The organism is Enterobacter sp. UPMP2052 (genome assembly GCF_053709675.1).
In genome coordinates this window covers 85,164-109,424 of sequence record NZ_JBSKJR010000006.1, presented here as the reverse complement: position 1 = coordinate 109,424, position 24,261 = coordinate 85,164, and the positions used below count along the sequence as shown (strand labels likewise).

Below are 24,261 nucleotides of genomic sequence, written 5' to 3'. Positions count from 1 at the left end.
ACGCAGATAAGATAGCAAATCTTAAATGATTTGTTACATGAATCAGTGAAATGTGTGAAGCATAGCGTTTTAATCAAAATTATTAATGTGCTTCAGTACGTTGCAAAGAAGGATCCTTAAGATGAAAAAAATAGGTGTCGTGCTGAGTGGCTGCGGTGTTTACGACGGTTCGGAGATCCATGAAGCGGTATTAACCCTCCTGGCGCTCTCCCGCCAGGGCGCGGAGGTGGTCTGCTTCGCGCCGGATAAAAGCCAGGCGGATGTGATCAATCATCTCACCGGCGAACCGATGGCGGAAAGCCGTAACGTGCTGATTGAAGCGGCGCGCATCGCCCGCGGGGATATCCATCCGCTGGGGCAGGCAGACGCGTCACAGCTCGACGCGTTAATCGTGCCGGGAGGCTTCGGTGCGGCCAAAAATCTCAGCACCTTTGCTGCCCACGGGGCGGAGTGCCATGTTGATCCCGATTTACGCTCCCTCGCCAGGGCAATGCATGCGGCGGGTAAACCGCTGGGCTTTATCTGTATTGCGCCCGCGATGCTGCCGAAAATCTTTGATTTCCCGCTGCGTCTGACCATCGGGACCGATATCGATACGGCCGACCTTATCGAAGAGATGGGGGGCGAACATGTTCCTTGCCCGGTGGACGACATCGTGGTCGATGAAGAGAACAAGATTATAACCACGCCCGCGTACATGCTGGCGCAGAGTATCGCTGAGGCCGCCACGGGCATTGATAAGCTGGTGGACCGGGTGCTGGTTCTGAGCGAATGAAGCGTAAATGGGGAGCAGGCGCATGGGTGAAACGCATCCTGGTGCGCATCGTGGTGGTGCTGGCGGTATTCTGGGGCGGCGGGATTGCCCTGTTCAGCATCGTACCGGTGCCTTTCTCCGCCGTCATGGTCGAACGGCAGCTAAGTGCCTGGCTCACCGGGGATTTTGGCTACGTAGCACACTCTGACTGGGTGAGCACGGAGTCGATTTCGCCGTGGATGGGGCTGGCGGTGATGGCGGCAGAAGATCAGAAATTCCCGGAGCACTGGGGTTTTGACGTGGCGGCGATCGAAAAGGCGCTTGCTCATAACGAACGCCATGAGAACCGGGTGCGCGGCGCATCGACGATATCGCAGCAAACCGCGAAAAATCTCTTTTTGTGGGATGGCCGCAGTTGGGTGAGAAAAGGGCTGGAGGCCGGGCTGACGCTGGGCATTGAAACGGTCTGGAGCAAAAAGCGCATTTTGACCGTCTATCTCAATATCGCAGAATTCGGTGACGGCGTGTTTGGCGTGGAGGCTGCTTCACAACGTTATTTCAATAAGCCCGCGAGCCGGTTAAGTATGTCTGAAGCGGCGTTGCTGGCTGCTGTCCTGCCGAATCCGATCCGCTTTAAAGCAAACGCGCCGACAGGGTATGTGCGCAGCCGTCAGGCGTGGATCATGCGGCAGATGCGCCAGCTGGGTGGGGAAGGGTTTATGGAGCGTAACAAGCTGATGTAGGGCGGGGCAGCATCGCGCCACCCGCCTTTGCGCTGAGGGTTAGTCTTCGTCAAACCCGGCGTTAAACAGGGCAATCACCGCGGCCAGCGCTTCCTCTTCCTGCGGACCGGTGGCCTCCACCTCGATCTGACGACCTTTGGCAGAATCCAGCATCAGCAACGCAATCACGCTGTTGGCTTCTGCCTCGGTCCCCTCATCGTTGCGCAGCAACACCTCTGCGTCAAAGCCCTGCATCAGTTCAAACAGCTTCATCGCCGGACGGGCGTGCATACCCAGCTTATTGGTGATCTCAACGGTCTGTTTTACGGTCATGTTTTACGTTTTTCCAGCGTGCGATGACGGGACTGAACGTTCTTGCCGCGTGAGCGGAAGTAATCGGCCAGCTGCTCGGCAATATAAACCGAGCGATGTTTACCGCCGGTACAGCCAATCGCCACCGTCAGGTAGCTACGGTTGTTGGTCTCCAGCATAGGTAACCATAGCTCAAGGTAGCTTCGCGTCTGGTAGATAAAATTGTGAACTTCTGTGTGTCTGTCGAGGAACGCCGCGACGGGCTTATCCAGACCGGTCATAGGACGCAGTTTGGGATCCCAGTGGGGGTTCGGCAGGAAGCGCACGTCGAAGACATAATCCGCATCGATCGGAATACCGTGCTTAAAGCCGAAGGATTCGAACACCATTGTCAGTTCACGCTCGCGTTTGCCCAGTAGACGGGTACGCAGCATCTCTGCCAGCTCGTGGACGGACATTTCGGAGGTGTCGACAATCAGGTCGGCGCGGGAACGCAGCGGCTCCAGCAGGTCGCTCTCCTGATCGATGGCGCTTTCCAGGGAGAGATTTTTACTGGAGAGCGGGTGCAAACGACGCGTGTCGCTGTAGCGACGGATCAGCGTGTTACGGTCGGCGTCAAGGAACAGCAGCTGAGGCGAGAAAGCTTCCGGCAGGTTGCTCATCGCCTGCTCAAACACTTCCGGCGACTCTGGCATGTTGCGGACGTCGATACTCACTGCCGCCGAGATCTGCCTGTCCGCGAGCGTTTGGGCCAGTTCGGGCAAGAGCACCACCGGCAGGTTATCTACGCAGTAAAAGCCCATATCTTCCAGCGCGCGCAGGGCGACGGATTTCCCCGACCCTGAACGACCGCTGACGATCATCAACACCATGTTCCGTTTCTCCTCAGGGCAACAGATGTGAAGGCCATCTCCCGGTTATGCATCATCCTGATTGCCTTCTGCTTCAGTGATAATTTGATACAGCTCCTCATCACTTTGGGCTGAGCGCAGTCGACGGCAAATGGTTTTATCGGCCAGCCGCTTAGCAACCAGTGACAGCGTATGCAGATGGGTTTTCGTTTGATCGGCTGGCACCAGCAGGGCGAAGAGGAGATCGACCGGCTGATTATCAATGGCATCGAACGCGATGGGCGTTTCGAGCTGCACAAACACGCCGACGGCACGCAGGGTGTCTTCTTCCAGCTTGCCGTGCGGGATCGCGATGCCGTTGCCGATACCGGTACTGCCCATTTTTTCACGGGTCAAAATCGCTTCAAATACCAGCTGCGGCGGCAGGCCCAACTGCTTTGCGGCCAGCTCACTGATAATCTCCAGCGCACGTTTCTTGCTCTGGCAGTGAACGCCACTGCGGGTACATTCCTGGTTCAGGACATTGCTCAATTGAAGAGCGGAATCGTTGTTCATCATAATTTCACCTAAGCGCTAACTGTACAAACGGCCTGTTGTGTTTCACAACAGGCCTTCCTGCACCCGTTAACTGCCCGGACAATTAGTGTTGTTTCAGTTTATCTTTATGTTTATTGAGCTGTCGTGCAAGCTTATCAATCAAGCCGTCGATAGCCGCGTACATGTCTTGCCCTTCCGCACTCGCATGCAGTTCACCCCCGTTTACGTGCAGGGTGGCATCCGAGATATGAGTCACTTTCTCCACTTTCAACACAATATAGACCTGGTTGATCCTTTCGAAATACTGCTCTAATTTCGCGAACTTCGTGTTCAGGAAATCGCGCAGGGCCTCAGTAATTTCGACGTTTTGTCCAGTGATGTTGAGCTGCATAGTGTCTTCCTTATCGGTTGAGTCAGACCAGCTGTTTACGCTGGTTAGACGGCGGAATGGATAAAGACTCTCGGTACTTCGCAACGGTACGACGTGCCACCATAATACCCTGATCGGAGAGAAGGGTGGTCAACTTACTGTCGCTCAGTGGCTTCGCGGGGTTTTCCGCGGCGATCAACTTCTTCACCAGTGCACGGATTGCCGTTGACGAGGCTTCGCCGCCGCCTTCGGTATTCACATGGCTGGAGAAGAAATACTTAAGCTCAAAAATACCGCGCGGGCTGTGCAGATACTTCTGCGTGGTCACACGGGAAATGGTTGATTCATGCATCTCGACGGCCTGGGCGATATCCGCCAGCACCATCGGCTTCATAAATTCTTCGCCCTGCTCGAAGAACGCCTGCTGCTGTTCGACAATACAGCGGCTTACGCGCAGCAGCGTATCATTTCGGCTCTCCAGACTTTTGATCAACCATCGCGCTTCCTGAAGGTTGCTACGAATATATTGATTGTCGGAGTCGTTGCGAACGCTGGTGCACATGGAGGCGTACTGCTGGTTAATTTGCAAACGAGGGATGCTGTCTGAATTCAGTTCAACCACCCAGCGACCGTTATGCTTTCGCACCAGCACGTCAGGGATCACGTATTCTGGTTCGCTGGTCTGGATCGACTGGCCGGGACGCGGATCGAGGGACTGAATTAAATTCACCGCCTCTTTCAGCACCTCTTCTTTCAGACGCGTGACGCGCATCAGCGAACGGAAATCATGGTTGGCGAGCAGATCCAGATGATCGCTGATGATTAAGCGGGCTTCGTCGATCCACGGCGTCTCTTTGGCGAACTGCGAAAGCTGGATCAGCAGGCAGTCGCGCAGATCTTTCGCCGCCACACCGACCGGGTCGAAGCGCTGGATGCGCTTTAACACGGCTTCAATTTCTTCCAGCTCAACGTCTTCGTCGCCGATACTTTCCAGAATGTCGTCCAGCGTGACGGTCAGATAGCCTGTGTCATCCACGGCATCGACAATGGAGGTCGCAATGGCGCGATCGGTATCGGAGAACGGCGTAAGCTCCACCTGCCACATCAGGTAATCCTGCAGAGACTGGGTGGTTTCGCCCTGGTAGACCGGCAGCTCGTCGTCCTGGTAGTCTGCACGCGTTCCGGAAGGGGTACCGGCGGTGTAGAGTTCATCCCAGCTGGCATCCAGCGGAAGCTCGTCCGGCATCTCTTTTTGTTCGAGCGCCTCAACGGTGTCGAGCATTTCTGCGTCTTGCGTTTGCTGGGTGTCTACCTCGTCATGAAGATCGGTTTGCTCCAGCAACGGATTGCTGTCCAGCGCCTGCTGGAGCTCCTGCTGAAGTTCTAACGTGGACAGCTGCAGCAGACGGATCGCCTGCTGGAGCTGCGGCGTCATCGCCAGTTGCTGGCTCAGCCTTAATTGCAAACCTTGCTTCATATTCAGAGCATTTTTCTCCGGTTCGGCGCTACGTTGCCTCTACCCTATCAGAGTCTGAAGTCTTCCCCAAGGTACACGCGCTTAACATGCTCATCCTGGAGGATTTGCTGCGGCGTACCGTGGGCAATCAGATGGCCCTGGCTAACAATGTAGGCGCGTTCGCAGACGGCCAGCGTTTCACGGACGTTATGGTCAGTGATGAGTACGCCAAGCCCGCTATCGCGCAGGTGCTCAATAATGCGTTTGATATCAATAACGGAAATGGGGTCAACGCCCGCGAAAGGTTCATCAAGCAGGATGAATTTCGGGTTAGCGGCCAGCGCACGTGCAATCTCAACGCGGCGACGTTCACCGCCAGAGAGCGCCTGACCGAGGCTGTCGCGAAGATGTTCAATGTGGAACTCTTCCATCAGCTCGTTCGCACGGTCGGTGCGCTGCTCGCTGGTCAGATCGTCACGGATCTGCAGCACGGCCATCAGGTTATCGAAGACGCTTAAGCGACGGAAGATTGACGCTTCCTGCGGCAGGTAGCCGATACCACGGCGCGCACGCGCGTGCAGCGGCAGCAGGCTGATGTCTTCATCGTCGATGATAATGTTACCTGCATCGCGCGGCACAATACCGACCACCATGTAGAAGGTGGTGGTTTTACCTGCACCGTTAGGGCCAAGCAGGCCCACAATTTCGCCGGAGTTGACGGTCAGACTGACATCTTCGACGACGCGGCGGCCTTTATACGCTTTCGCGAGGTTTTTAGCAGTTAATGTTGCCATAACGAATTAGTTACTCTTCTTCTGTGCCGGGGCCTGGCCTTTGCCTTTATCCTGCAGCTGCGAAGGCACAAGCACGGTGGTGACGCGTTTCCCTTTCTCGCTGGTGGCCTGCATTTTCTGCTCTTTCACCAGGTAGGTGATCTTGTCGCCGGTAATGTTGCTGTCCAGCTGTTCCAGATAGGCGTTACCGGTCAGGATAACCAGATCCTTCGCCAGCTCGTAATGCATATGCGAGGCGCGGCCTTTTACCGGTTTGCCGTTGTCCTGCATCTGGTAGAAGGTGGCAGGGTTACCGTAACCATCAATGATCTCTTTACCCTGCTCGCCGCCAGGGCGGGTGACCACCACTTTGTCGGCGTTAATTTTAATGGTGCCCTGGGTCATGACGACGTTGCCCGTAAAGGTGACGACGTTACCCTGCATATCAAGCGACTGGGCGTCAGACTCGATATGGATCGGCTGTTCGGTATCGCCAGTCACAGCGAGCGCGGGAAGACTGGCGGCCAGCAGTGCGCTGGCGATAAGTAATTTAAGGCTGAGTTTGTTTGTTTTGAATTTCATAGGAGGTTCTAACCTTTTCAATCAGCTCGGCGTTTTTGCTGCGTAAGTTCCCGCGCATTCTCAAACCGCTGGAATTAAATGTCGTGCCGTATAATGTGACCAGATCCTGAGATGTCACGTCCTGGGTAACCAGGTTGATCTGGGCGTTATCCGTGGTGATTCTGCGCAGTTGAGCATCAGCGGTCAGGGCGATGACCTCAACATGGCCATACAGATAAAGCATACGGTCATTCGTCAGTTTTGCGCGGTCAGACTTGATTGACCACGTCGGGACTTTATCCGTATCAAAGGTGGTCATCACCGGTTTGGTAAACCACGAGACCCCATCATCTGAAAAATATTCAACGTGCTGGGCAATCAGGCGATAGTTCAGCGCACCTTCCGGGCTATATACCACGGTATCGCTGTGATCGCTTTTGTAGGTTGGATCGCTTGTGTTGACAGTATCCGGTTGCGTATCGTCACGGTCAGCGAGATTCACGCCAATCAGTACCAGTACGACAAGCGTCAGCAGAATGATAACCCAACGTCTGGTTTTACTCATATCGATTGCCCTTTGGCCTCATCAAGCTTGCCCTGCGCCAGCAGAAGCAGATCGCAGACTTCACGTACGGCACCGCGGCCACCGTTAATGTGAGTAACATAGTCAGCGCGCGGAATAAGCAGCGGATGGGCGTCGGCAACGGCGATACTCAGCCCCACCTCTGACATGACCGGCCAGTCAATCAAATCGTCGCCCACGTAGGCAACGTTTTCCGGCGCGACAGCCAGTTTCCCCAGCAAATCCCTGAAGGCCATCATTTTGTCAGACTGCCCCTGATAGAGATGGGTAATCCCCAGCGTTTCGCAGCGATCTTCTACCAGCTTAGCTTTCCGTCCTGTGATGATAGCAACTTCAATGCCCGACGTGAGGGCACAGCGAATGCCGTAGCCGTCGCGTACGTTAAATGCTTTCAGCTCTTCGCCGTTATTGCCCATATAAATCAGGCCGTCGGAGAGCACACCGTCCACATCAAGGATCAACAGGCGAATATTTTCCGCCTTTGCCATCATGTGGGTACTGACCGGGCCATAACAGGTTGCAAGGGATGCACCCGCATTACTCATTGTCTTATCCTTCATTACACTACGCCCGCGCGCAGCAGATCATGCATATGTACCACACCCAGCAGTTGGTCGCCATCAGCAACCATCACTGAGGTAATATGACGGGACTGCATCAGGTTGAGCACTTCAACCGCCAGCGTGCCGGGACGCACGCGGATGCCGCCTGACGTCATGACGTCGGCAATGCCCAGCGTGCGGACATCCACACCCATATCAAACACGCGGCGCAAGTCGCCATCGGTGAAGATCCCCTGGATTTTCATCAGGTCATCGCAGATAACCGTCATGCCCAGATTTTTTCGCGTGATTTCCAGTAACGCATCGCGCAGCGAGGCCTCTTTGCTTACGTGAGGGATCTCGTCGCCGGTGTGCATAATATCGTTGACCCGCAGCAGCAGCTTACGCCCCAGCGCGCCTCCGGGATGAGAAAGGGCGAAATCTTCGGGCGTAAAACCGCGTGCTTCCAGTAGCGCAACGGCAAGCGCGTCGCCCATGACTAACGCCGCGGTGGTGCTGGAGGTCGGTGCCAGACCCAGCGGGCAGGCTTCTTTCGGTACTTTCACGCACAGGTGGATATCGGCGGCGCGCGCCATGCTGCTCTCCGGACGGCTGGTCATGCAAATCAGGGGCACCTGCAGCCGCTTCAGAACCGGGATCAGCGCTAAAATCTCGTTGGACTCGCCCGAGTTCGACAGGGCGATCACGACGTCCTGCGGTGTGACCATACCCAGGTCGCCGTGTGCGGCTTCACCTGGATGGACAAAAAAGGACGAGGTGCCGGTGCTGGCAAAAGTCGCCGCCATTTTGCGCCCAATGTGGCCGGATTTGCCCATACCCATCACCACGACTTTACCGGCACAGTAGAACATCTTCTCACAGGCCAGACTAAAATCCTGATTAATGTACTGATCTAACTGCGCCAGGCCTTCACGTTCAATCTCCAGAACGTCTTTACCTGCTTTCTGAAAGTCAAAACCCGGCTGCAATTCTATTTGCGACATAATGCGTTTCCGTTTACCCAGAGAGAAGAGGCGAAAGCCAGTACAGCATCGCCATCCATACGATAAAACCACCCGTCAGCAGCGCGCCTGCGCCTTTACCAATCTGTCGTTGCTTGCGCCAGCAGAGCAGGGCAAATATCACGCTCACCAGCAGCATCACGCCGTAATCGCGCGAGAAGACCATCGGGTTAAACGGCCCCGGCGCGATCAGCGCCGGCAATCCCGTGACAATCGCGATATTGAAAATGTTCGAGCCGATGATATTGCCTATCGCGATATCATCTTCGCCTTTACGCGCGCCCGCAATGGCGGTGGCGAGTTCCGGCAAGCTGGTCCCGATGGCGATCACCGTCAGGCCAATTGTCAGTTCGCTCATCGCGAAGTAATTCGCCAGCACGGTCGCGTTATCCACCACCATACGTGTGGCCATTGGCATGATGATCAGCGCGACGCCCAGCCACAGCAGGGCGACGGGTAGCGTCCCCTCACGCGGCAGTTCAGCGACATGCTCGCGCGTGAGGGTGTCATTTCCTTGTTTCTCGGCGTTACGGGCAATTTTAACGCTATACAGCAGCCAAATCGCGGCCAGCGCGAGCAGGAAAATGCCGTCATCAATACTCAACACGCCGTCATGCAGCACGTAGCCAGCCAGCAGGCTTACGACTAACATTAGCGGCAGTTCGCGGCGCAGAACATCAGAATGTACGCGAAATGGATGTAGCAGGGCGGCTAAGCCTAAAATGAGTAAAATGTTGACGATGTTTGAGCCAATCGCCGTACCAATCGCCAGATCAACCTGGCCATGCAGCGATGCCGAGACTGAAACGATGATTTCCGGAAGAGAGGTTCCGACGCTGACCACCGTCATCCCAATGACGATAGGCGGGACGCCCATCAGCCGGCACAGGATTGATGCGGCAAACACCAAACGGTCAGCACTGTAGACCACCAAAAGTAAACCAATAATTAACAGTGCTGTTGCTAAAAGCATCAAAAGTCCTTTCTTCAGGTATACTCGCCGGTCCACCGCGCAAAAATTATTGTGGGCGCTGCATACAGTCTGAGGCGTAACGAATTCCTAATTTTGACTTTATGCGCCGGAAAAGTAAAACAAATGCCAGCTTTCGCTAACCTCCACGGCTAATATTCTGTAAAAATGTGGGGTTTAGGGCTGATTTAGGCTTCATGCAAACGTGAAGCACGGTAAGAAAGGAACCATAAATGAGCCAAACGATGGCGAATTTAGTCGATGTCCGTGGCGTCAGTTTCTCTCGCGGCAACCGATTGATATTTGAAGATATTTCTTTGACAGTCCCGCGAGGCAAGATCACTGCCATCATGGGGCCATCCGGGATCGGTAAAACGACGCTGCTGCGGTTGATCGGTGGGCAAATTCCACCTGACGGCGGCGAAATTCTCTTCGACGGTGAAAACGTCCCGGCGATGTCACGTTCGCGTTTGTATACTGTCCGCAAACGGATGAGCATGCTTTTTCAGTCCGGGGCGCTGTTCACCGATATGAACGTCTTTGATAACGTAGCCTACCCGCTGCGTGAGCATACGAGCCTGCCGCCTGAGTTGCTGAAAAGCACGGTGATGATGAAGCTTGAGGCCGTTGGGCTTCGCGGAGCCGCCAAATTAATGCCGTCGGAACTGTCTGGTGGGATGGCCCGCCGTGCCGCATTAGCGCGCGCTATCGCCTTAGAGCCTGATTTAATCATGTTCGACGAGCCGTTTGTCGGACAGGACCCCATTACCATGGGCGTGCTGGTGAAGTTAATTTCTGAGTTAAACAGCGCGCTCGGTGTAACCTGCATCGTGGTGTCACACGACGTGCCGGAAGTGCTGAGCATTGCTGATTACGCCTACATAGTGGCAGACAAAAGGATCGTCGCGCACGGCAGCGCTCAGGCGCTGCAGGAAAATTGCGATCCGCGCGTGCGGCAGTTCCTCGACGGTATTGCGGACGGGCCTGTCCCGTTCCACTATCCGGCAGGTGATTATCGTGACGATTTACTGGGAATAGGGAGTTAAGCCACTCATGCTGTTAAATGCGTTGGCCGCTCTTGGACACCGTGGCATAAAAACCATCAGGACGTTCGGGCGTGCCGGATTGATGTTATTCAACGCGCTGGTCGGCAAACCGGAATTCCGCAAGCATGCGCCGCTGCTGGTGCGGCAGCTCTATAACGTCGGCGTACTGTCGATGGTTATCATCATCGTTTCCGGTCTGTTTATCGGCATGGTGCTTGGGCTGCAGGGTTACCTGGTTTTGACGACCTACAGTGCGGAAACGAGCCTCGGGATGCTGGTGGCCCTGTCCCTGCTGCGTGAGCTCGGGCCGGTGGTGGCCGCGCTGCTGTTTGCCGGACGTGCCGGCTCGGCATTAACCGCCGAAATTGGCCTGATGCGCGCCACCGAGCAGCTCTCCAGCATGGAGATGATGGCGGTCGATCCGCTGCGCCGCGTGATCTCTCCTCGCTTCTGGGCGGGAGTCATTTCGTTACCGCTGCTGACTATTCTTTTTGTCGCCGTCGGGATTTGGGGCGGTTCGCTGGTCGGCGTGCACTGGAAAGGGATCGACGCCGGGTTCTTCTGGTCCGCGATGCAGGACGCCATCGACCTGCGGATGGATCTGATCAACTGCCTGATTAAGAGCCTGGTATTTGCCGTTACGGTTACCTGGATTGCGTTGTTCAATGGTTACGACGCAATCCCTACGTCGGCGGGCATTAGCCGCGCGACAACACGTACTGTCGTTCATTCGTCGCTGGCCGTACTGGGTCTGGATTTTGTGCTCACCGCACTGATGTTTGGGAATTGAGTTCATGCAAACGAGAAAAAATGAAATTTGGGTCGGCGTATTTCTGCTTCTGGCGCTTCTGGCAGCACTCTTCATCTGCCTGCGAGCGGCGGATATCACCTCTATCCGGACTGAACCGACTTACCGTGTTTATGCCACCTTCGATAACATCGGCGGCCTGAAAGCGCGTTCACCGATCCGCATCGGTGGCGTGGTGATTGGCCGCGTGGCGGATATCACGCTTGACGAGAAAACCTATCTGCCGCGCGTCGCGATGGATATCGAAGAGCGTTACAACCACATTCCCGATACCAGTTCGCTTTCCATTCGTACCTCGGGGCTGCTGGGTGAACAATATCTGGCACTTAACGTTGGTTTCGAAGACCCCGAGCTGGGAACGACTATCCTTAAAGACGGCAGCGTGATTCAGGATACGAAATCCGCCATGGTGCTGGAGGATATGATTGGTCAATTCCTTTACAACAGTAAAGGGGATGATAAAAAGTCTGACGCTGCCCCTGCGCAGAGTGAGGACCCTACCAATGTCGCACCGACGCCTGGTGCAGCGAATTAATATCAGGAGAAGTCATTCATGTTTAAACGACTATTAATGGTTGCCATGCTGGTTATCGCCCCTCTTACCGCAGCCCACGCGGCGGATCAGAGCAACCCGTACAAACTGATGGATGAGGCCGCGAAGAAAACCTTCGATCGTCTTAAAAACGAACAGCCAAAAATTCGCGCCAACCCTGACTATCTTCGCGATGTGGTCGATCAGGAGCTGCTGCCGTACGTGCAGATCAAATACGCGGGTGCGCTGGTGCTGGGTCGCTATTACAAAGATGCTACCCCTGCGCAGCGTGAAGCCTACTTTGCCGCATTCCGTGAATACCTGAAGCAGGCATATGGTCAGGCGCTGGCGATGTACCACGGCCAGACGTACCAGATCGCCCCGGAGCAACCGCTGGGTGATGCCACGATTGTGCCTATTCGTGTCACTATCATCGATCCCAATGGCCGTCCGCCGGTTCGCCTGGATTTCCAGTGGCGTAAAAACAGCCAGACCGGTAATTGGCAGGCCTATGACATGATCGCCGAAGGCGTAAGCATGATCACCACCAAACAGAACGAGTGGAGCGATCTGCTGCGCACCAAGGGCATTGATGGTCTGACTGCACAGCTTCAGTCTATCTCTCGTCAGAAAATTTCCCTGGACGAGAAGAAGTAATGACGCAGCAACTTAGCTGGTCGCGCGAAGGTGAAACGTTGAAGCTTAAGGGTGAGCTGGACCAGGATCTGCTCAACCCGCTTTGGGACGCGCGCGATGACGCGATGAAGGGCGTGACGCTGATTGATTTGAACAGCGTCACCCGCGTGGATACCGCCGGTGTTGCGATGCTGGCACATCTTGTCGCCGTGGGGAAAAAGCACGGAACGCAAGTCCGGCTTGCTGGCGCGAGCGACAATGTTGTGACCCTTGCGCAGCTCTACAATTTGCCCGACGACGTTTTACCTCGCTAACATTTTCAGTGCGTTACTTCCGAAAGCCCCGACAGTTTCACCGTCGGGGCTTTTTGCTTGTTTAAGACAACGCCACTTTGCTCTAAGATGTTGGGCTTGTTTTCACAATCAGATGATAAAGACCCCATGGAAAATAATGAAATCCAGACTGTGCTGATGAATGCACTCTCCCTTCAGGAAGCCCACGTCTCTGGCGATGGCAGTCACTTCCAGGTTATTGCTGTGGGTGAGATCTTCGACGGTATGAGTCGTGTGAAGAAACAGCAGGCTGTGTATGCGCCGCTGATGGAATACATTGCGGACAACCGCATCCACGCCCTGTCGATTAAAGCGTTCACCCCGCAAGAGTGGGCACGCGATCGCAAACTAAACGGTTTCTAAGCTGAGGGCGACAGCCCGCAGCACGGTTGAATTTATAAGAGAGCAAACAATGGACAAATTTCGTGTACAGGGACCAACGCGTCTCCAGGGCGAAGTCACTATTTCCGGCGCCAAAAACGCCGCGCTGCCTATCCTCTTTGCGGCGCTGCTCGCCGAAGAGCCGGTAGAGATCCAGAACGTACCGAAGCTGAAAGATATCGACACGACCATGAAGTTGCTTGCTCAACTGGGTACTAAGGTGGAGCGCAATGGTTCCGTCTGGATCGACGCCAGCCAGGTTAACAACTTCTCCGCGCCCTATGATCTGGTGAAAACCATGCGTGCCTCCATCTGGGCGCTTGGTCCGCTGGTGGCGCGTTTTGGTCAGGGACAGGTTTCCCTGCCGGGCGGCTGCGCGATTGGTGCGCGTCCGGTCGATCTGCACATCTTTGGCTTAGAGAAGCTGGGCGCAGAGATCAAGCTGGAAGAAGGTTACGTTAAGGCGTCCGTGAACGGTCGTCTGAAAGGCGCGCACATCGTCATGGACAAAGTGAGCGTGGGCGCAACGGTGACCATTATGTCTGCGGCAACGCTGGCGGAAGGCACCACCATCATCGAAAACGCCGCACGCGAGCCGGAAATTGTGGATACCGCAAACTTCCTCGTGGCGCTGGGCGCGAAAATTTCAGGTCAGGGCACCGATCGTATCACCATTGAGGGCGTAGAGCGCCTGGGCGGCGGCGTGTACCGCGTGCTGCCGGACCGTATCGAAACCGGCACCTTCCTGGTAGCCGCCGCGATTTCCGGCGGGAAAATCACCTGCCGCAATGCACAGCCAGATACTCTGGACGCCGTGCTGGCGAAACTGCGTGATGCGGGCACCGATATCGAAATTGGTGAAGACTGGATCAGCCTGGACATGCACGGCAATCGCCCTAAAGCGGTCAACGTGCGTACCGCTCCGCACCCGGCTTTCCCGACCGATATGCAGGCGCAGTTCACCCTGCTGAACCTGGTAGCCGAAGGGACGGGCTTTATTACCGAGACCATCTTTGAAAACCGCTTTATGCACGTACCGGAACTGATCCGTATGGGCGCGCATGCGGAAATCGAAAGCAATACGGTGATCTGCCACGGCGTTGAAAAACTGTCTGGTGCGCAGGTGATGGCAACCGATCTGCGTGCGTCTGCAAGCCTGGTGCTGGCGGGCTGCATTGCGGAAGGGACTACCGTTGTCGATCGTATCTACCATATTGATCGCGGCTATGAGCGTATTGAAGATAAACTGCGCGCGCTGGGTGCTAATATCGAGCGTGTGAAGGGCGAGTAATCGTTCCGGCAGCCCCCTGCCAGAGATGGTCGGGGGATTGCTGTTCCTGTCAAAATGCGCGTGTTACCTCAACAGCGCTTCACGTCGTTTTTTTCTGGCGCATCATGCGCGTTCTGTCGATAAACTCATGGGTAACGGGATCGTGGTAGCGTGAAGGCCAGATTACCCACGGCTGGGTGTCCAGCGCGGTGGCGATAATCAATTCACCCTTCGGCCATGGTCGGGTCAGTGCGTTCGCCAGTGTGGAAGAACTGAGCCCGTTGCGACGCGACTCTGCAGCCAGAGATGTCCCTTTTTTGCGAAGTGCCGCAATAATATCAGCCGAATGCCAGTCGATAAATTTCGTATCCATTGAAGCTGTCCTTGTGTTCATGTTCACCCATGCCATTTCTCCTGAAATGACGGGGTTACTATACCGTCTTCGAACAGCGGTTCTAAAAAGTTCGAGTTACTGGAAGCAATATTCAGAATAAGACATGACTTTATTCATGCGGCCTGTAAACCGATGATTTAACGTGAAAATGGAGTTTTTAAGAACGTACTGGAAGCTCCCTGCGCGGCGGCAGGGAGCCCGGGGAAGGGGATTAACGATCGCGTTGAACGGCGATGTGGGCAAGGCCAATAAGCGCATCGCGCCATGGGCTGTCCGGGATCACCTGAAGTGCTGCAATGGCTTTATCGGCTTCTTCTTCGGCACGCTGACGCGTCCATTCAAGTGAACCGCTGATCGCCATGGCTTCCAGGACAGGTTCCAGAAGATGTCGACCATTTCCCTGCTCGATCGCTTCACGGATCATTTTTGCCTGCTCGGGGGTACCGTTGCGCATGGCGTGTAGCAGCGGCAGGGTCGGTTTGCCTTCGTTCAGGTCGTCGCCGACGTTTTTGCCCAGCGTCTCGCCATCGGCACTGTAGTCCAGTAAATCGTCAATCAGCTGGAACGCGGTGCCAAGATAGCGGCCATAGTCCTGAAGCCCTTTTTCCTGGACGTCGGTGCAGCCGCCGAGGATGCCGGAACACTGAGCCGCTGCTTCAAACAGACGCGCGGTCTTGCTGTAAATCACGCGCATGTAGCTCTCTTCGGTAATGTCCGGATCGTTGACGTTCATCAGCTGCAGCACTTCGCCTTCGGCGATCACGTTCACCGCTTCAGACATCACTTCCAGCACCTTCAGCGAGCCGAGGCTGGTCATCATCTGGAAAGCACGGGTATAGATAAAATCACCCACCAGTACGCTTGCCGCATTGCCAAACGCGGCGTTAGCCGTGGCTTTGCCGCGACGCATGTCAGATTCATCCACAACGTCATCATGAAGGAGCGTGGCGGTGTGGATAAACTCGATCAGCGCCGCGATCGTCACATGGGCATTTCCCTGATAGCCAACGGCTCTTGCGGCCAGAATGGCAATCATCGGGCGAATGCGTTTACCGCCGCCGCTGACGATGTAATAGCCCAACTGATTGATCAGTTGAACGTCAGAGTTGAGTTGTTCCAGGATTGCTGCATTCACACCCGCCATATCTTGCGCGGTTAACTCGTTGATTTTATCTAAATTCATCGCAAAAGCCGGGCTTTTTATCCTGTTTATCCCACGGGATGTGGGTTCACAAAGGGTTTCGGTTTATCAATAGTATCGCTGATTGTACTGAAAAAACGGCGCAGATAAACGTTACCGTACGTGTTGTGTTTTTTTTCTTCATCTATTGATGGTAGCACTTGTCAAAGGCTCGCGTTTTGCGTAATATTCGCGCCCTATTGTGAATATTTATAGCGCACTCTGAATCATACGAGGATGTGCGCGGAAGCGGAGTTTATATGTACGCGGTTTTCCAAAGTGGTGGTAAACAACACCGAGTAAGCGAAGGTCAGACCGTTCGCCTGGAAAAGCTGGACATCGCAACTGGCGAATCTGTTGAATTCGCTGAAGTTCTGATGATCGCAAACGGTGAAGAAGTCAAAATCGGCGTTCCTTTCGTTGATGGCGGCGTTATCAAAGCTGAAGTTGTTGCACACGGTCGTGGCGAGAAAGTTAAAATCGTTAAGTTTCGTCGTCGTAAGCACTACCGTAAGCAGCAGGGCCACCGTCAGTGGTTCACTGATGTGAAAATTACTGGCATCAGCGCCTAAGACCTGAGGAGAGATTTAAATGGCACATAAAAAGGCTGGCGGCTCCACACGTAACGGTCGCGATTCAGAAGCTAAACGCCTTGGCGTTAAGCGTTTCGGTGGCGAATCCGTTCTGGCGGGTAGCATCATCGTTCGTCAACGTGGCACCAAATTCCACGCTGGCAACAACGTAGGTTGCGGTCGTGACCACACTCTGTTTGCTAAAGCAGACGGTAAAGTGAAATTTGAAGTTAAAGGCCCGAACAACCGTAAATACATCAGCATCGTTGCTGAGTAAGGTTTTCTCGGTCCGGTAACGGATTAAAGCCCCGCAACACGTTGCGGGGCTTTTTACATTGGAAACCCGGAAAATTTTCTGTAGGGAAAACGGGCATGAAGCAGCAGGCCGGCATTGGTATTCTTTTGGCGCTGACCACCGCGATGTGTTGGGGTGCATTGCCAATTGCAATGAAGCAGGTTCTGGAAGTGATGGAGCCGCCGACGGTGGTGTTTTATCGCTTTTTGATGGCGAGTATTGGCCTCGGTGCCATTCTGGCGATCAAGGGCAAGCTTCCGCCGCTGCGCCTCTTCCGTAAACCGCGCTGGCTGGTATTACTGGCTATCGCGACGGGCGGGCTGTTCGGGAACTTCATTCTGTTCAGCTCTTCCCTGCAGTATCTTAGCCCCACGGCGTCGCAGGTGATTGGTCAACTTTCACCGGTGGGCATGATGGTCGCCAGCGTCTTCATCCTCAAAGAGAAGATGCGCGGGACGCAGATTGTGGGGGCGAGTATGTTGCTCTGCGGGCTGGTGATGTTCTTCAACACCAGCCTGATTGAGATTTTCACCCGGCTGACGGATTACACCTGGGGTGTGATTTTTGGCGTGGGTGCAGCAACGGTCTGGGTGAGTTACGGCGTCGCGCAAAAGGTGTTATTACGTCGCCTGGCCTCACAGCAGATCCTCCTTTTGTTGTACACTTTGTGTACAATAGCACTGTTGCCGTTAGCAAAACCGGGTGTGATTACCCAACTGAGCGACTGGCAGCTAGCGTGTCTCATTTTTTGTGGGCTAAACACGCTGGTCGGTTATGGCGCGCTGGCCGAAGCAATGGCGCGCTGGCAGGCAGCGCAGGTGAGCGCATTAATCACGCTGACTCCGCTGTTTACGCTGTTATTTTCAGATTTGTTATCAATGGCCTGGCCCGATGTTTTCGTCAGACCGATGCTCAACCTGTTGGGCTATCTCGGTGCGTTTGTCGTGGTTGCGGGCGCGATGTATTCCGCCATTGGTCATCGTCTCTGGGGGCGCTGGCGCAAAAATGAAGCGGTTGTAACGATCCCCCGCTCAGGCGAATGATTTACGGAGAAGTAAAATGAAGTTTGTTGATGAAGCGACGATTCTGGTCGTTGCAGGTGATGGCGGTAACGGTTGTGTCAGCTTCCGCCGTGAAAAATATATTCCACGTGGCGGCCCTGACGGCGGCGACGGCGGAGATGGCGGCGATGTGTGGCTTGAGGCGGATGAAAACCTCAACACGCTGATCGACTACCGTTTCGAAAAATCTTTCCGCGCTGAACGTGGTCAAAACGGCCAGAGCCGTGACTGTACCGGTAAACGCGGTAAAGACGTGGTCATTAAAGTGCCTGTCGGGACCCGTGTTATCGATCAGGGTACCGGTGAAACCATGGGTGATATGACCAAACACGGTCAGCGCCTGATGGTGGCAAAAGGCGGATGGCACGGTCTGGGCAACAGCCGTTTTAAATCCTCCGTGAACCGTGCTCCTCGTCAGAAAACCATGGGTACGCCGGGTGACACGCGCGATCTGCAGCTTGAACTGATGCTGCTGGCTGACGTGGGTATGCTGGGTATGCCAAATGCGGGTAAATCAACCTTCATTCGTGCCGTGTCTGCCGCGAAGCCGAAAGTGGCAGATTATCCCTTCACCACGCTGGTACCGAGCCTGGGCGTTGTCCGCATGGACCACGAAAAGAGCTTCGTGGTAGCGGATATTCCGGGCCTGATCGAAGGCGCGGCAGAGGGCGCGGGTCTGGGGATTCGCTTCCTGAAGCACCTTGAGCGTTGCCGTGTCCTGCTGCATATCATCGATATTAACCCTATTGATGAATCCGATCCGGTGGATAACGCCCGTATTATTATTGGCGAGCTGGAAAAATACAGCGAAAAACTGGCAGGCAAGCCGCGCTGGCTGGTCTTTAACAAGATCGACCTGATGGACAAAGCGGAAGCTGAAGCCAAAGCGAAAGCCATTGCTGAAGCGATGGGTTGGGAAGATAAATACTACCTGATCTCTGCGGCAAGCCAGATTGGCGTGAAAGATCTCTGCTGGGATGTGATGAACTTTATCATCGAAAACCCAATCGTTCAGGCTGAAGAAGTGAAACAGCCAGAAAAAGTCGAATTCATGTGGGATGACTACCACCGCCAGCAGCTCGAAGAGCAGGAAGCGGAAGAAGATGATGAAGACTGGGACGATGACTGGGATGAAGATGACGAAGAAGGCGTCGAGTTCATCTACAAGCATTGATTCCTGCAAGAAGCCCCTGTTAAGGGGCTTTTTTTTATCCTAACCTCGAAGGCAGCCAGCAACTGGCAATTAAGCCGCCTTGAGGGCCGTTCTCCAGCGTTAATTGCCCGTGGTGGAGCTGAACGATACGCTGCACGATGCTCAGCCCCAGGCCGCTTCCACCGTAGCGCTGGTCAAGACGTCTGAACGGTTCGGTGATTGACTGGCGATGCGCTTCGTCGATGCCCGGCCCCTCATCAATCACACTGACCTGCGTTCCCCCGTCCCGCTCGGTGAGCGTCACCTCGATAGTTGTCCCCACAGGGCTGTAGCGGGCGGCGTTCTCAAGCAGGTTCCTTAGCATCAGACGCAGCAGGACAGGGTCTCCCTGCACCGTAAGCGCGCTGTCAGCGGGCCATATCACCTTGTGCTCTTTGGCTTCATGCTCAAGGCCCAGCGGGGCGATGATGGTTTCAGTCCAGTTGACGGTATCGTAATGCCCGCTGGCCATCGCCTGCCCTGCACGGGCCAGCATCAGCAGTTGTTCTACGGTATGCATGAGCTGGTCGATGCGGCTTATCAGCGGGGCAGCCTGAGGCGAGCCGGATTGCGCCATCAGCTCCAGATGCAGCCGGATACCGGCAAGCGGCGTTCGCAGTTCGTGGGCCGCGTCAGCGGTGAACAGACGCTCCTGCTGGATAGTGTGATCCAGACGCGCCAGCAGCTGATTTAATGAGGTCGTGACCGCGCCAATCTCTTCCATATCAGAATACATGGGCAGAGGGGTGAGATTATCCGCCGAGCGGTTGGCGAGGCTGATGCGCAGCTTATTGAGTGGTCGGGTTATCCAGGTCACCGCCCAGAACGAAAACAGGAGGGTAAAGCCGACCATGACCAGCGAGGGGACCAGCAGCGAAGCAATGGCCTCGCGGATCTCTTTTTCGACGTGGCTGTTACGCGCTTTCGCCGACAGGGTTTCACTGACCAGAAAGCCAATCTGCTCGCGGCTTTCATGCCACAGCCAAATCACGCTGATCAACTGGAAAAATAACAGGATAACCGCCAGCAACACCATTAATCGCCGACGCATGCTGTTCATTTCTGACTCTCAAGGCGATAGCCTACGCCGCGCACGGTTTTAATTCTGTCCTTGCCGAGCTTGCGCCGCAGGTTATGGATGTGAACTTCAAGGGTGTTAGAACCCGGATCGTCCTGCCAGGAGTAAATGTCCTGCTGCAGCGTTTCACGGTGTACCGTCTGCCCGCTGCGCATAATCAGGCGGGTCAGGAGGGCGAACTCTTTTGGCGTGACTTCAACAGGCTGAGACTGGCGCAGCACCTGCTGGGTTTGCAGATTGAGCGTGATGTCTCCGTCTGTCAGCAGATTATCGCTGTGCCCCTGATAGCGGCGGATAAGCGCCCGCACGCGGGCCTGAAGCTCTGCCAGCGCAAAGGGTTTCACCAGATAGTCATCAGCGCCCGAGTCGAGGCCGTTAATGCGGTCTTCAATGGCATCGCGCGCCGTGAGGATCAGCACCGGGTTTTCAACGCCCCGGCGACGCCACTGGCTTAACAGCGTGGCACCGTCTTTATCTGGCAGGCCCAAATCAAGGATCACCAGGCTGTACTCGCCGCTCTGGATCAGGGCGTCCGCTTCTGCTGCCGTCGCGGCACAGTCGAGCGCATAGCCCTCATTCGCCAGCGCGAGCGCCAGCCCTTCCTGCAATAACAGATCGTCTTCAACTATGAGAAGTTTCATCGCTAGTTATTCTGGTAGATGTCCTTATAAAGCCTGCTTTCGAAGCGCACCAGAGGAATTCGACGATTACGCTGGTCTGCTGGTTCGACGGCATAGCCGGAAAGATATTGTACGAACGCCATGCGTTGTCCACTGGCGGTCGTGATAAAGCCTGCCAGGTTATACACGCCCTGCAGCGAGCCTGTTTTAGCCGAGACCTTTCCATCCACTCCCGCCGCATGAAGCCCGGCGCGGTACTGAAGGGAGCCATCGTGCCCGGCAAGCGGCAGCATCGTAATAAAGTTTAGTTCAGTGTCGTGCTGTGCAATGTACTGCAGCACCTGCATCATGGTTGCGGGGGAGATCAGGTTATGGCGTGACAGCCCTGATCCATCGACGGCAATCGTATTGCCAAGGTCGATCCCCGCCTGCTGACGCAGTATCTGCCGTACAGCGTCAGACCCCGCACGCCAGGTACCCGGCACGCCGAAACGCGCATGACCAATCATGCGGAACACCGTATCCGCGATCATATTGTCCGATTTTTTCAGCATAATCCTAAGCAGATCGTGCAGCGGCGCGGACTGTTTGCTGGCGATGACGTTACCCGGCTGATTAACCTGCGTCTGGCGCAGCAGGGTGCCAGAATAGGTAATTCCGGCCTGTTTGAGTTCGTCTTTAAGAATGGCGCCTGCGTAACCCGCACCGTCCTGAATAGCAAAGGCCAGCGGCAGCGGGTCGGCACGCTGCGTCAGGCAGCCGGTGAGCGTGTAGCGGTTTAAATCACCCGGGACGACATCCAGCTCGCAGTACTGCGCATCCGGCGATCCTTTTGCCAGCGTACGCACCTGGCTGAACATCGTGACCGGGTAGTAAGAGGCGACACGAATAAAGGCTAAATCATTCGGCTTTGGTGCGCTGTAAAGCGACACGGAGAAACAGTTACGGTCAACGATAGCCGCGGCTGGCGGGGCGCTAAAGCACTGCGTCATGTCGTTCCACGGCCAGCCTGGGGCTTTATCATGGCTGGCAAAAATCGAGGTGTCGATCAGTACGTTGCCATCGATCTTTTGCACACCAGATTTTTTCAGCACCGCCACCATGTTGCGAATATCCTGGCGCTTGAACGTGGGGTCACCGCCGAACCGGGCGATAAGATCGCCTTTCAGCTCGCCACCGTCGATGTTACCTTTGGTCTCAAGGGTGGTGGTAAAGCGGAAGTCAGGACCAAGCTGAAGCAGCGCGGCGAGGGCGGTGATCACCTTTTGGGTACTGGCAGGCAGCGCCATCTGTTGACTGTGATAGTCAATATCGGGTGCCTGGGCTCCAACCTTCTGCACCATCAGCGCAAGGTTAGCCCCTGCGGGCAGCTGGTTAATGTACTCATCAACATTCGCGGCCTGAACGGTGAACGTGATACTGGTAGTCAATCCGATGATAAATCTGGAAAATCGCATAGTCTCGCGCTAACAACCCGAAAACAAACCGTCATACTACGGTGCATGGCACTGCAAAGTAAACGATGACCCATAGTGAACTTCGCGGTAAAATGCGTATCAAATTGAAAAATTGCTGCTGACCTGGGACTTTGTTCCCGGGTCGGTTTTCTTTTTGCTTCTGGCCCGCTCATGGTTGGATGTACATGGGCGCAGGGGCCGGAGCAGGTGACGCTGCTCCCAACAGGAATGTTCAAGAGGTATAACAAATGCAAGCTATTCCGATGACCTTACGTGGCGCAGAAAAACTGCGCGAAGAGCTGGATTTCCTTAAATCCGTACGTCGCCCTGAAATCATTGCTGCTATCGCGGATGCGCGTGAGCACGGCGACCTGAAAGAAAATGCTGAATACCACGCCGCGCGTGAGCAGCAGGGCTTTTGCGAAGGCCGTATTAAAGATATCGAAGCGAAGCTGTCTAATGCGCAGGTTATCGATATCACCAAAATGCCAAACAATGGTCGCGTGATTTTCGGCGCTACCGTTACCGTGCTGAACCTGGACAACGACGAAGAGCAGAAATACCGCATCGTTGGGGATGACGAAGCTGACTTTAAGCAGAACCTCATCTCGGTAAACTCGCCGATTGCGCGCGGTCTGATTGGCAAAGAGCAGGACGATGTTGTCGTCATCCGCACCCCGGGTGGTGAAGTGGAATACGAAATTATTAAGGTTGAATACCTGTAATTCGCATCTCCGATAAGATGTTGATACATTGTAAAGATAAGAAAAAGGCCGCATAGCGGCCTTTTATCAACTTAAGTAGCGTGGCATTTTGCTCACCTGCTGACAGAAATCCCTCGTTTTACACAGAAAATGTGTTCGATTCAGGATATCCTTAGCGTGGCAGCGAGATTTTACGCTCTTTAGATGGGCGATAGAGCACCAGCGTTTTACCGATGACCTGTACATTACAGGCGCCGGTTTCGCGCACGATGGCTTCCACGATCAGGTTTTTAGTGTCTCTGTCTTCAGAGGCGATTTTCACCTTGATCAGCTCGTGGTGTTCCAGCGCTTGTTCAATCTCGGCAAGCACCCCTTCGGTCAAACCATTGTTGCCAAGCATAACTACCGGCTTGAGCGGATGTGCCAGACCTTTAAGGTGCTGTTTTTGTTTAGTACTCAGATTCATCGTATATTTTTGCTTACGTTGGGATTGAAAACGGTTCATTCTACCGCCATCTCCCTAATATCGCCAAATAGCTGCGTAGAAATTTACGTCACAGGCAAGCAACGATGAACCAGGACGGAAATGTTAAATGACAGGTAAAAAGCGTTCTGCCAGCTCCAGCCGCTGGCTACAGGAACACTTTAGCGATAAATATGTTCAACAGGCGCAGAAAAAGGGGTTGCGTTCCCGCGCCTGGTTTAAACTTGATGAAATACAGCAAAGTGACAAACTTTTTAAGCCGGGAATGACGGTTGTCGATCTCGGTGCAGCACCTGGCGGATGGTCTCAGTATGCGGTTACGCAGATCGGCGGAACGGGCCGAATCATCGCATGCGATCTTTTACCAATGGATCCTATCGTTGGTGTGGACTTCCTTCAGGGCGACTTTCGTGATGAATTAGTACTGAAAGCGTTACTTGATCGTGTAGGTGACAGTAAGGTCCAGGTTGTCATGTCTGATATGGCACCAAATATGTGTGGAACACCGGCGGTGGATATCCCCCGCGCCATGTATCTGGTGGAGCTAGCGTTAGAAATGAGTCGTGATGTACTAGCGCCTGGTGGTAGTTTTGTTGTGAAGGTGTTTCAGGGCGAAGGTTTCGAGGAGTATCTTAAGGAAATTCGCTCCCTGTTTGCGAAGGTCAAAGTTCGTAAGCCGGACTCTTCCCGGGCTCGTTCTCGAGAAGTGTATATTGTAGCGACCGGGCGAAAATGATAACCGGTGTATTTCAAACGAAAGTTTGAA

Annotated in this window: 32 protein-coding genes; 15 read left to right on the top strand and 17 right to left on the bottom strand. The window is 54.6% G+C overall.

Annotated elements, in window-relative coordinates; genetic code table 11:
• Positions 1 to 121 precede the first annotated feature (121 nt).
• Positions 122 to 775 (top strand): isoprenoid biosynthesis glyoxalase ElbB, encoded by a 654-nt coding sequence (gene elbB / locus ACWKX3_RS16610; protein WP_042322122.1) that lies wholly within the window; start codon positions 122 to 124, stop codon positions 773 to 775.
• The gene (gene mtgA / locus ACWKX3_RS16605; RefSeq protein WP_102890127.1) at positions 772 to 1,497 is read left to right on the top strand and encodes a monofunctional biosynthetic peptidoglycan transglycosylase; all 726 of its coding nucleotides are present in this window, start codon (positions 772 to 774) and stop codon (positions 1,495 to 1,497) included. The genes elbB and mtgA overlap by 4 nt, the downstream gene beginning before the upstream one ends.
• A gap of 39 nt (positions 1,498 to 1,536) precedes the next feature.
• Here the strand turns inward: mtgA and npr are convergent, their stop codons facing one another.
• From npr to ACWKX3_RS16550, 11 genes are all read right to left on the bottom strand, one after another.
• Complete coding sequence (gene npr, locus ACWKX3_RS16600) at positions 1,537 to 1,809, bottom strand: PTS phosphocarrier protein NPr (RefSeq protein ID WP_003861872.1); 273 nt, start codon at positions 1,807 to 1,809, stop codon at positions 1,537 to 1,539.
• On the bottom strand, positions 1,806 to 2,660 hold the full coding sequence (rapZ, locus tag ACWKX3_RS16595; RefSeq protein ID WP_006178792.1) for an RNase adapter RapZ: 855 nt from the start codon (positions 2,658 to 2,660) through the stop codon (positions 1,806 to 1,808). The genes npr and rapZ overlap by 4 nt, the downstream gene beginning before the upstream one ends.
• A gap of 45 nt (positions 2,661 to 2,705) precedes the next feature.
• On the bottom strand, positions 2,706 to 3,197 hold the full coding sequence (ptsN, locus tag ACWKX3_RS16590; RefSeq protein WP_006178791.1) for a PTS IIA-like nitrogen regulatory protein PtsN: 492 nt from the start codon (positions 3,195 to 3,197) through the stop codon (positions 2,706 to 2,708).
• 82 nt (positions 3,198 to 3,279) lie between these two features.
• Positions 3,280 to 3,567: a ribosome hibernation promoting factor gene (hpf, locus tag ACWKX3_RS16585; protein ID WP_006178790.1), complete on the bottom strand. Its 288-nt coding sequence runs from the start codon at positions 3,565 to 3,567 to the stop codon at positions 3,280 to 3,282.
• 22 nt (positions 3,568 to 3,589) lie between these two features.
• Entirely contained in the window at positions 3,590 to 5,023 is a 1,434-nt protein-coding gene (gene rpoN, locus ACWKX3_RS16580; protein WP_006178789.1) for an RNA polymerase factor sigma-54, read from the bottom strand.
• 47 nt (positions 5,024 to 5,070) lie between these two features.
• Entirely contained in the window at positions 5,071 to 5,796 is a 726-nt protein-coding gene (lptB, locus tag ACWKX3_RS16575; RefSeq protein WP_006178788.1) for an LPS export ABC transporter ATP-binding protein, read from the bottom strand.
• Positions 5,797 to 5,802: 6 nt separating this feature from the next.
• A complete protein-coding gene (gene lptA / locus ACWKX3_RS16570; protein WP_101736896.1) occupies positions 5,803 to 6,357 on the bottom strand; it encodes a lipopolysaccharide ABC transporter substrate-binding protein LptA in 555 nt (184 codons plus the stop codon).
• Positions 6,326 to 6,901 carry an LPS export ABC transporter periplasmic protein LptC gene (lptC, locus tag ACWKX3_RS16565; protein ID WP_006178786.1) on the bottom strand — a complete coding sequence of 192 codons (576 nt, stop codon included), beginning with the start codon at positions 6,899 to 6,901 and terminating at the stop codon, positions 6,326 to 6,328. Before lptC ends, lptA begins: the two co-directional genes overlap by 32 nt.
• Positions 6,898 to 7,464 carry a 3-deoxy-manno-octulosonate-8-phosphatase KdsC gene (gene kdsC, locus ACWKX3_RS16560; protein ID WP_058609399.1) on the bottom strand — a complete coding sequence of 189 codons (567 nt, stop codon included), beginning with the start codon at positions 7,462 to 7,464 and terminating at the stop codon, positions 6,898 to 6,900. The genes lptC and kdsC overlap by 4 nt, the downstream gene beginning before the upstream one ends.
• Positions 7,465 to 7,478: 14 nt before the next feature.
• Entirely contained in the window at positions 7,479 to 8,465 is a 987-nt protein-coding gene (kdsD, locus tag ACWKX3_RS16555) for an arabinose-5-phosphate isomerase KdsD (RefSeq protein WP_006178784.1), read from the bottom strand.
• A 13-nt stretch (positions 8,466 to 8,478) separates the two neighbouring features.
• Positions 8,479 to 9,456: a calcium/sodium antiporter gene (locus ACWKX3_RS16550; protein WP_006178783.1), complete on the bottom strand. Its 978-nt coding sequence runs from the start codon at positions 9,454 to 9,456 to the stop codon at positions 8,479 to 8,481.
• A gap of 230 nt (positions 9,457 to 9,686) precedes the next feature.
• On the opposite strand from ACWKX3_RS16550, the gene mlaF reads away from it, so the two are divergent.
• The 7 genes from mlaF to murA all read left to right on the top strand — a co-directional run bounded on the left by mlaF (position 9,687) and on the right by murA (position 14,479).
• The gene (gene mlaF, locus ACWKX3_RS16545; RefSeq protein ID WP_006178782.1) at positions 9,687 to 10,499 is read left to right on the top strand and encodes a phospholipid ABC transporter ATP-binding protein MlaF; all 813 of its coding nucleotides are present in this window, start codon (positions 9,687 to 9,689) and stop codon (positions 10,497 to 10,499) included.
• Positions 10,500 to 10,506: 7 nt separating this feature from the next.
• A complete protein-coding gene (gene mlaE / locus ACWKX3_RS16540; RefSeq protein WP_006178781.1) occupies positions 10,507 to 11,289 on the top strand; it encodes a lipid asymmetry maintenance ABC transporter permease subunit MlaE in 783 nt (260 codons plus the stop codon).
• Between the two features lie 4 nt (positions 11,290 to 11,293).
• The gene (mlaD, locus tag ACWKX3_RS16535) at positions 11,294 to 11,842 is read left to right on the top strand and encodes an outer membrane lipid asymmetry maintenance protein MlaD (RefSeq protein WP_006178780.1); all 549 of its coding nucleotides are present in this window, start codon (positions 11,294 to 11,296) and stop codon (positions 11,840 to 11,842) included.
• An 18-nt stretch (positions 11,843 to 11,860) separates the two neighbouring features.
• Positions 11,861 to 12,496 carry a phospholipid-binding protein MlaC gene (gene mlaC, locus ACWKX3_RS16530; RefSeq protein WP_006178779.1) on the top strand — a complete coding sequence of 212 codons (636 nt, stop codon included), beginning with the start codon at positions 11,861 to 11,863 and terminating at the stop codon, positions 12,494 to 12,496.
• Positions 12,496 to 12,789, top strand: coding sequence for a lipid asymmetry maintenance protein MlaB (mlaB, locus tag ACWKX3_RS16525; RefSeq protein WP_058609401.1), 294 nt, complete (start codon positions 12,496 to 12,498; stop codon positions 12,787 to 12,789). Before mlaC ends, mlaB begins: the two co-directional genes overlap by 1 nt.
• Before the next feature lie 126 nt (positions 12,790 to 12,915).
• On the top strand, positions 12,916 to 13,170 hold the full coding sequence (gene ibaG, locus ACWKX3_RS16520; RefSeq protein WP_042322109.1) for a BolA family iron metabolism protein IbaG: 255 nt from the start codon (positions 12,916 to 12,918) through the stop codon (positions 13,168 to 13,170).
• Between the two features lie 49 nt (positions 13,171 to 13,219).
• Positions 13,220 to 14,479 carry a UDP-N-acetylglucosamine 1-carboxyvinyltransferase gene (gene murA / locus ACWKX3_RS16515; protein WP_454542093.1) on the top strand — a complete coding sequence of 420 codons (1,260 nt, stop codon included), beginning with the start codon at positions 13,220 to 13,222 and terminating at the stop codon, positions 14,477 to 14,479.
• 79 nt (positions 14,480 to 14,558) lie between these two features.
• On the opposite strand, the gene sfsB is transcribed toward murA, so the two are convergent.
• Together sfsB and ispB are read right to left on the bottom strand one after the other, a co-directional pair.
• The gene (gene sfsB / locus ACWKX3_RS16510) at positions 14,559 to 14,831 is read right to left on the bottom strand and encodes a DNA-binding transcriptional regulator SfsB (protein WP_042322106.1); all 273 of its coding nucleotides are present in this window, start codon (positions 14,829 to 14,831) and stop codon (positions 14,559 to 14,561) included.
• A gap of 232 nt (positions 14,832 to 15,063) precedes the next feature.
• On the bottom strand, positions 15,064 to 16,035 hold the full coding sequence (ispB, locus tag ACWKX3_RS16505) for an octaprenyl diphosphate synthase (RefSeq protein ID WP_006178774.1): 972 nt from the start codon (positions 16,033 to 16,035) through the stop codon (positions 15,064 to 15,066).
• Between the two features lie 257 nt (positions 16,036 to 16,292).
• On the opposite strand from ispB, the gene rplU reads away from it, so the two are divergent.
• From rplU to cgtA, 4 genes are all read left to right on the top strand, one after another.
• Complete coding sequence (gene rplU / locus ACWKX3_RS16500) at positions 16,293 to 16,604, top strand: 50S ribosomal protein L21 (RefSeq protein WP_003025032.1); 312 nt, start codon at positions 16,293 to 16,295, stop codon at positions 16,602 to 16,604.
• Between the two features lie 19 nt (positions 16,605 to 16,623).
• Positions 16,624 to 16,881, top strand: a complete 258-nt coding sequence (rpmA, locus tag ACWKX3_RS16495; protein ID WP_004385076.1) for a 50S ribosomal protein L27 — start codon at positions 16,624 to 16,626, stop codon at positions 16,879 to 16,881.
• A gap of 95 nt (positions 16,882 to 16,976) precedes the next feature.
• Entirely contained in the window at positions 16,977 to 17,942 is a 966-nt protein-coding gene (locus tag ACWKX3_RS16490) for a DMT family transporter (RefSeq protein ID WP_006178773.1), read from the top strand.
• A 16-nt stretch (positions 17,943 to 17,958) separates the two neighbouring features.
• Positions 17,959 to 19,134: an Obg family GTPase CgtA gene (gene cgtA, locus ACWKX3_RS16485; RefSeq protein ID WP_006178772.1), complete on the top strand. Its 1,176-nt coding sequence runs from the start codon at positions 17,959 to 17,961 to the stop codon at positions 19,132 to 19,134.
• A 34-nt stretch (positions 19,135 to 19,168) separates the two neighbouring features.
• Here cgtA and pmrB read toward each other — a convergent pair whose 3' ends face one another.
• Genes pmrB through dacB form a run of 3 tightly spaced genes read right to left on the bottom strand, consistent with a single transcriptional unit; the run spans position 19,169 to position 22,307 of the window.
• On the bottom strand, positions 19,169 to 20,212 hold the full coding sequence (gene pmrB, locus ACWKX3_RS16480; protein WP_454542092.1) for a two-component system sensor histidine kinase PmrB: 1,044 nt from the start codon (positions 20,210 to 20,212) through the stop codon (positions 19,169 to 19,171).
• Positions 20,209 to 20,871, bottom strand: coding sequence for a two-component system response regulator PmrA (gene pmrA, locus ACWKX3_RS16475; RefSeq protein ID WP_006178770.1), 663 nt, complete (start codon positions 20,869 to 20,871; stop codon positions 20,209 to 20,211). The genes pmrB and pmrA overlap by 4 nt, the downstream gene beginning before the upstream one ends.
• 2 nt (positions 20,872 to 20,873) lie before the next feature.
• The gene (dacB, locus tag ACWKX3_RS16470) at positions 20,874 to 22,307 is read right to left on the bottom strand and encodes a serine-type D-Ala-D-Ala carboxypeptidase (RefSeq protein ID WP_006178769.1); all 1,434 of its coding nucleotides are present in this window, start codon (positions 22,305 to 22,307) and stop codon (positions 20,874 to 20,876) included.
• A gap of 248 nt (positions 22,308 to 22,555) precedes the next feature.
• Here dacB and greA point away from each other — a divergent pair, with 248 nt between their 5' ends.
• Positions 22,556 to 23,032: a transcription elongation factor GreA gene (greA, locus tag ACWKX3_RS16465; protein ID WP_006178768.1), complete on the top strand. Its 477-nt coding sequence runs from the start codon at positions 22,556 to 22,558 to the stop codon at positions 23,030 to 23,032.
• A gap of 151 nt (positions 23,033 to 23,183) precedes the next feature.
• Here the strand turns inward: greA and yhbY are convergent, their stop codons facing one another.
• Entirely contained in the window at positions 23,184 to 23,477 is a 294-nt protein-coding gene (yhbY, locus tag ACWKX3_RS16460; protein WP_003861814.1) for a ribosome assembly RNA-binding protein YhbY, read from the bottom strand.
• Between the two features lie 127 nt (positions 23,478 to 23,604).
• Between yhbY and rlmE the strand changes: the two genes are divergently transcribed.
• Complete coding sequence (rlmE, locus tag ACWKX3_RS16455; RefSeq protein ID WP_006178766.1) at positions 23,605 to 24,231, top strand: 23S rRNA (uridine(2552)-2'-O)-methyltransferase RlmE; 627 nt, start codon at positions 23,605 to 23,607, stop codon at positions 24,229 to 24,231.
• Positions 24,232 to 24,261: the final 30 nt, after the last annotated feature.

What these genes read in the sequence shown, in the direction of transcription:
- elbB (WP_042322122.1), top strand. Translation starts at nt 122, where the DNA reads ATGAAAAAAATAGGTGTCGTGCTGAGTGGCTGCGGTGTTTACGACGGT.
- mtgA (WP_102890127.1), top strand. Translation starts at nt 772, where the DNA reads ATGAAGCGTAAATGGGGAGCAGGCGCATGGGTGAAACGCATCCTGGTG.
- npr (WP_003861872.1), bottom strand. Translation starts at nt 1,809, where the DNA reads ATGACCGTAAAACAGACCGTTGAGATCACCAATAAGCTGGGTATGCAC.
- rapZ (WP_006178792.1), bottom strand. Translation starts at nt 2,660, where the DNA reads ATGGTGTTGATGATCGTCAGCGGTCGTTCAGGGTCGGGGAAATCCGTC.
- ptsN (WP_006178791.1), bottom strand. Translation starts at nt 3,197, where the DNA reads ATGATGAACAACGATTCCGCTCTTCAATTGAGCAATGTCCTGAACCAG.
- hpf (WP_006178790.1), bottom strand. Translation starts at nt 3,567, where the DNA reads ATGCAGCTCAACATCACTGGACAAAACGTCGAAATTACTGAGGCCCTG.
- rpoN (WP_006178789.1), bottom strand. Translation starts at nt 5,023, where the DNA reads ATGAAGCAAGGTTTGCAATTAAGGCTGAGCCAGCAACTGGCGATGACG.
- lptB (WP_006178788.1), bottom strand. Translation starts at nt 5,796, where the DNA reads ATGGCAACATTAACTGCTAAAAACCTCGCGAAAGCGTATAAAGGCCGC.
- lptA (WP_101736896.1), bottom strand. Translation starts at nt 6,357, where the DNA reads ATGAAATTCAAAACAAACAAACTCAGCCTTAAATTACTTATCGCCAGC.
- lptC (WP_006178786.1), bottom strand. Translation starts at nt 6,901, where the DNA reads ATGAGTAAAACCAGACGTTGGGTTATCATTCTGCTGACGCTTGTCGTA.
- kdsC (WP_058609399.1), bottom strand. Translation starts at nt 7,464, where the DNA reads ATGAGTAATGCGGGTGCATCCCTTGCAACCTGTTATGGCCCGGTCAGT.
- kdsD (WP_006178784.1), bottom strand. Translation starts at nt 8,465, where the DNA reads ATGTCGCAAATAGAATTGCAGCCGGGTTTTGACTTTCAGAAAGCAGGT.
- ACWKX3_RS16550 (WP_006178783.1), bottom strand. Translation starts at nt 9,456, where the DNA reads ATGCTTTTAGCAACAGCACTGTTAATTATTGGTTTACTTTTGGTGGTC.
- mlaF (WP_006178782.1), top strand. Translation starts at nt 9,687, where the DNA reads ATGAGCCAAACGATGGCGAATTTAGTCGATGTCCGTGGCGTCAGTTTC.
- mlaE (WP_006178781.1), top strand. Translation starts at nt 10,507, where the DNA reads ATGCTGTTAAATGCGTTGGCCGCTCTTGGACACCGTGGCATAAAAACC.
- mlaD (WP_006178780.1), top strand. Translation starts at nt 11,294, where the DNA reads ATGCAAACGAGAAAAAATGAAATTTGGGTCGGCGTATTTCTGCTTCTG.
- mlaC (WP_006178779.1), top strand. Translation starts at nt 11,861, where the DNA reads ATGTTTAAACGACTATTAATGGTTGCCATGCTGGTTATCGCCCCTCTT.
- mlaB (WP_058609401.1), top strand. Translation starts at nt 12,496, where the DNA reads ATGACGCAGCAACTTAGCTGGTCGCGCGAAGGTGAAACGTTGAAGCTT.
- ibaG (WP_042322109.1), top strand. Translation starts at nt 12,916, where the DNA reads ATGGAAAATAATGAAATCCAGACTGTGCTGATGAATGCACTCTCCCTT.
- murA (WP_454542093.1), top strand. Translation starts at nt 13,220, where the DNA reads ATGGACAAATTTCGTGTACAGGGACCAACGCGTCTCCAGGGCGAAGTC.
- sfsB (WP_042322106.1), bottom strand. Translation starts at nt 14,831, where the DNA reads ATGGATACGAAATTTATCGACTGGCATTCGGCTGATATTATTGCGGCA.
- ispB (WP_006178774.1), bottom strand. Translation starts at nt 16,035, where the DNA reads ATGAATTTAGATAAAATCAACGAGTTAACCGCGCAAGATATGGCGGGT.
- rplU (WP_003025032.1), top strand. Translation starts at nt 16,293, where the DNA reads ATGTACGCGGTTTTCCAAAGTGGTGGTAAACAACACCGAGTAAGCGAA.
- rpmA (WP_004385076.1), top strand. Translation starts at nt 16,624, where the DNA reads ATGGCACATAAAAAGGCTGGCGGCTCCACACGTAACGGTCGCGATTCA.
- ACWKX3_RS16490 (WP_006178773.1), top strand. Translation starts at nt 16,977, where the DNA reads ATGAAGCAGCAGGCCGGCATTGGTATTCTTTTGGCGCTGACCACCGCG.
- cgtA (WP_006178772.1), top strand. Translation starts at nt 17,959, where the DNA reads ATGAAGTTTGTTGATGAAGCGACGATTCTGGTCGTTGCAGGTGATGGC.
- pmrB (WP_454542092.1), bottom strand. Translation starts at nt 20,212, where the DNA reads ATGAACAGCATGCGTCGGCGATTAATGGTGTTGCTGGCGGTTATCCTG.
- pmrA (WP_006178770.1), bottom strand. Translation starts at nt 20,871, where the DNA reads ATGAAACTTCTCATAGTTGAAGACGATCTGTTATTGCAGGAAGGGCTG.
- dacB (WP_006178769.1), bottom strand. Translation starts at nt 22,307, where the DNA reads ATGCGATTTTCCAGATTTATCATCGGATTGACTACCAGTATCACGTTC.
- greA (WP_006178768.1), top strand. Translation starts at nt 22,556, where the DNA reads ATGCAAGCTATTCCGATGACCTTACGTGGCGCAGAAAAACTGCGCGAA.
- yhbY (WP_003861814.1), bottom strand. Translation starts at nt 23,477, where the DNA reads ATGAATCTGAGTACTAAACAAAAACAGCACCTTAAAGGTCTGGCACAT.
- rlmE (WP_006178766.1), top strand. Translation starts at nt 23,605, where the DNA reads ATGACAGGTAAAAAGCGTTCTGCCAGCTCCAGCCGCTGGCTACAGGAA.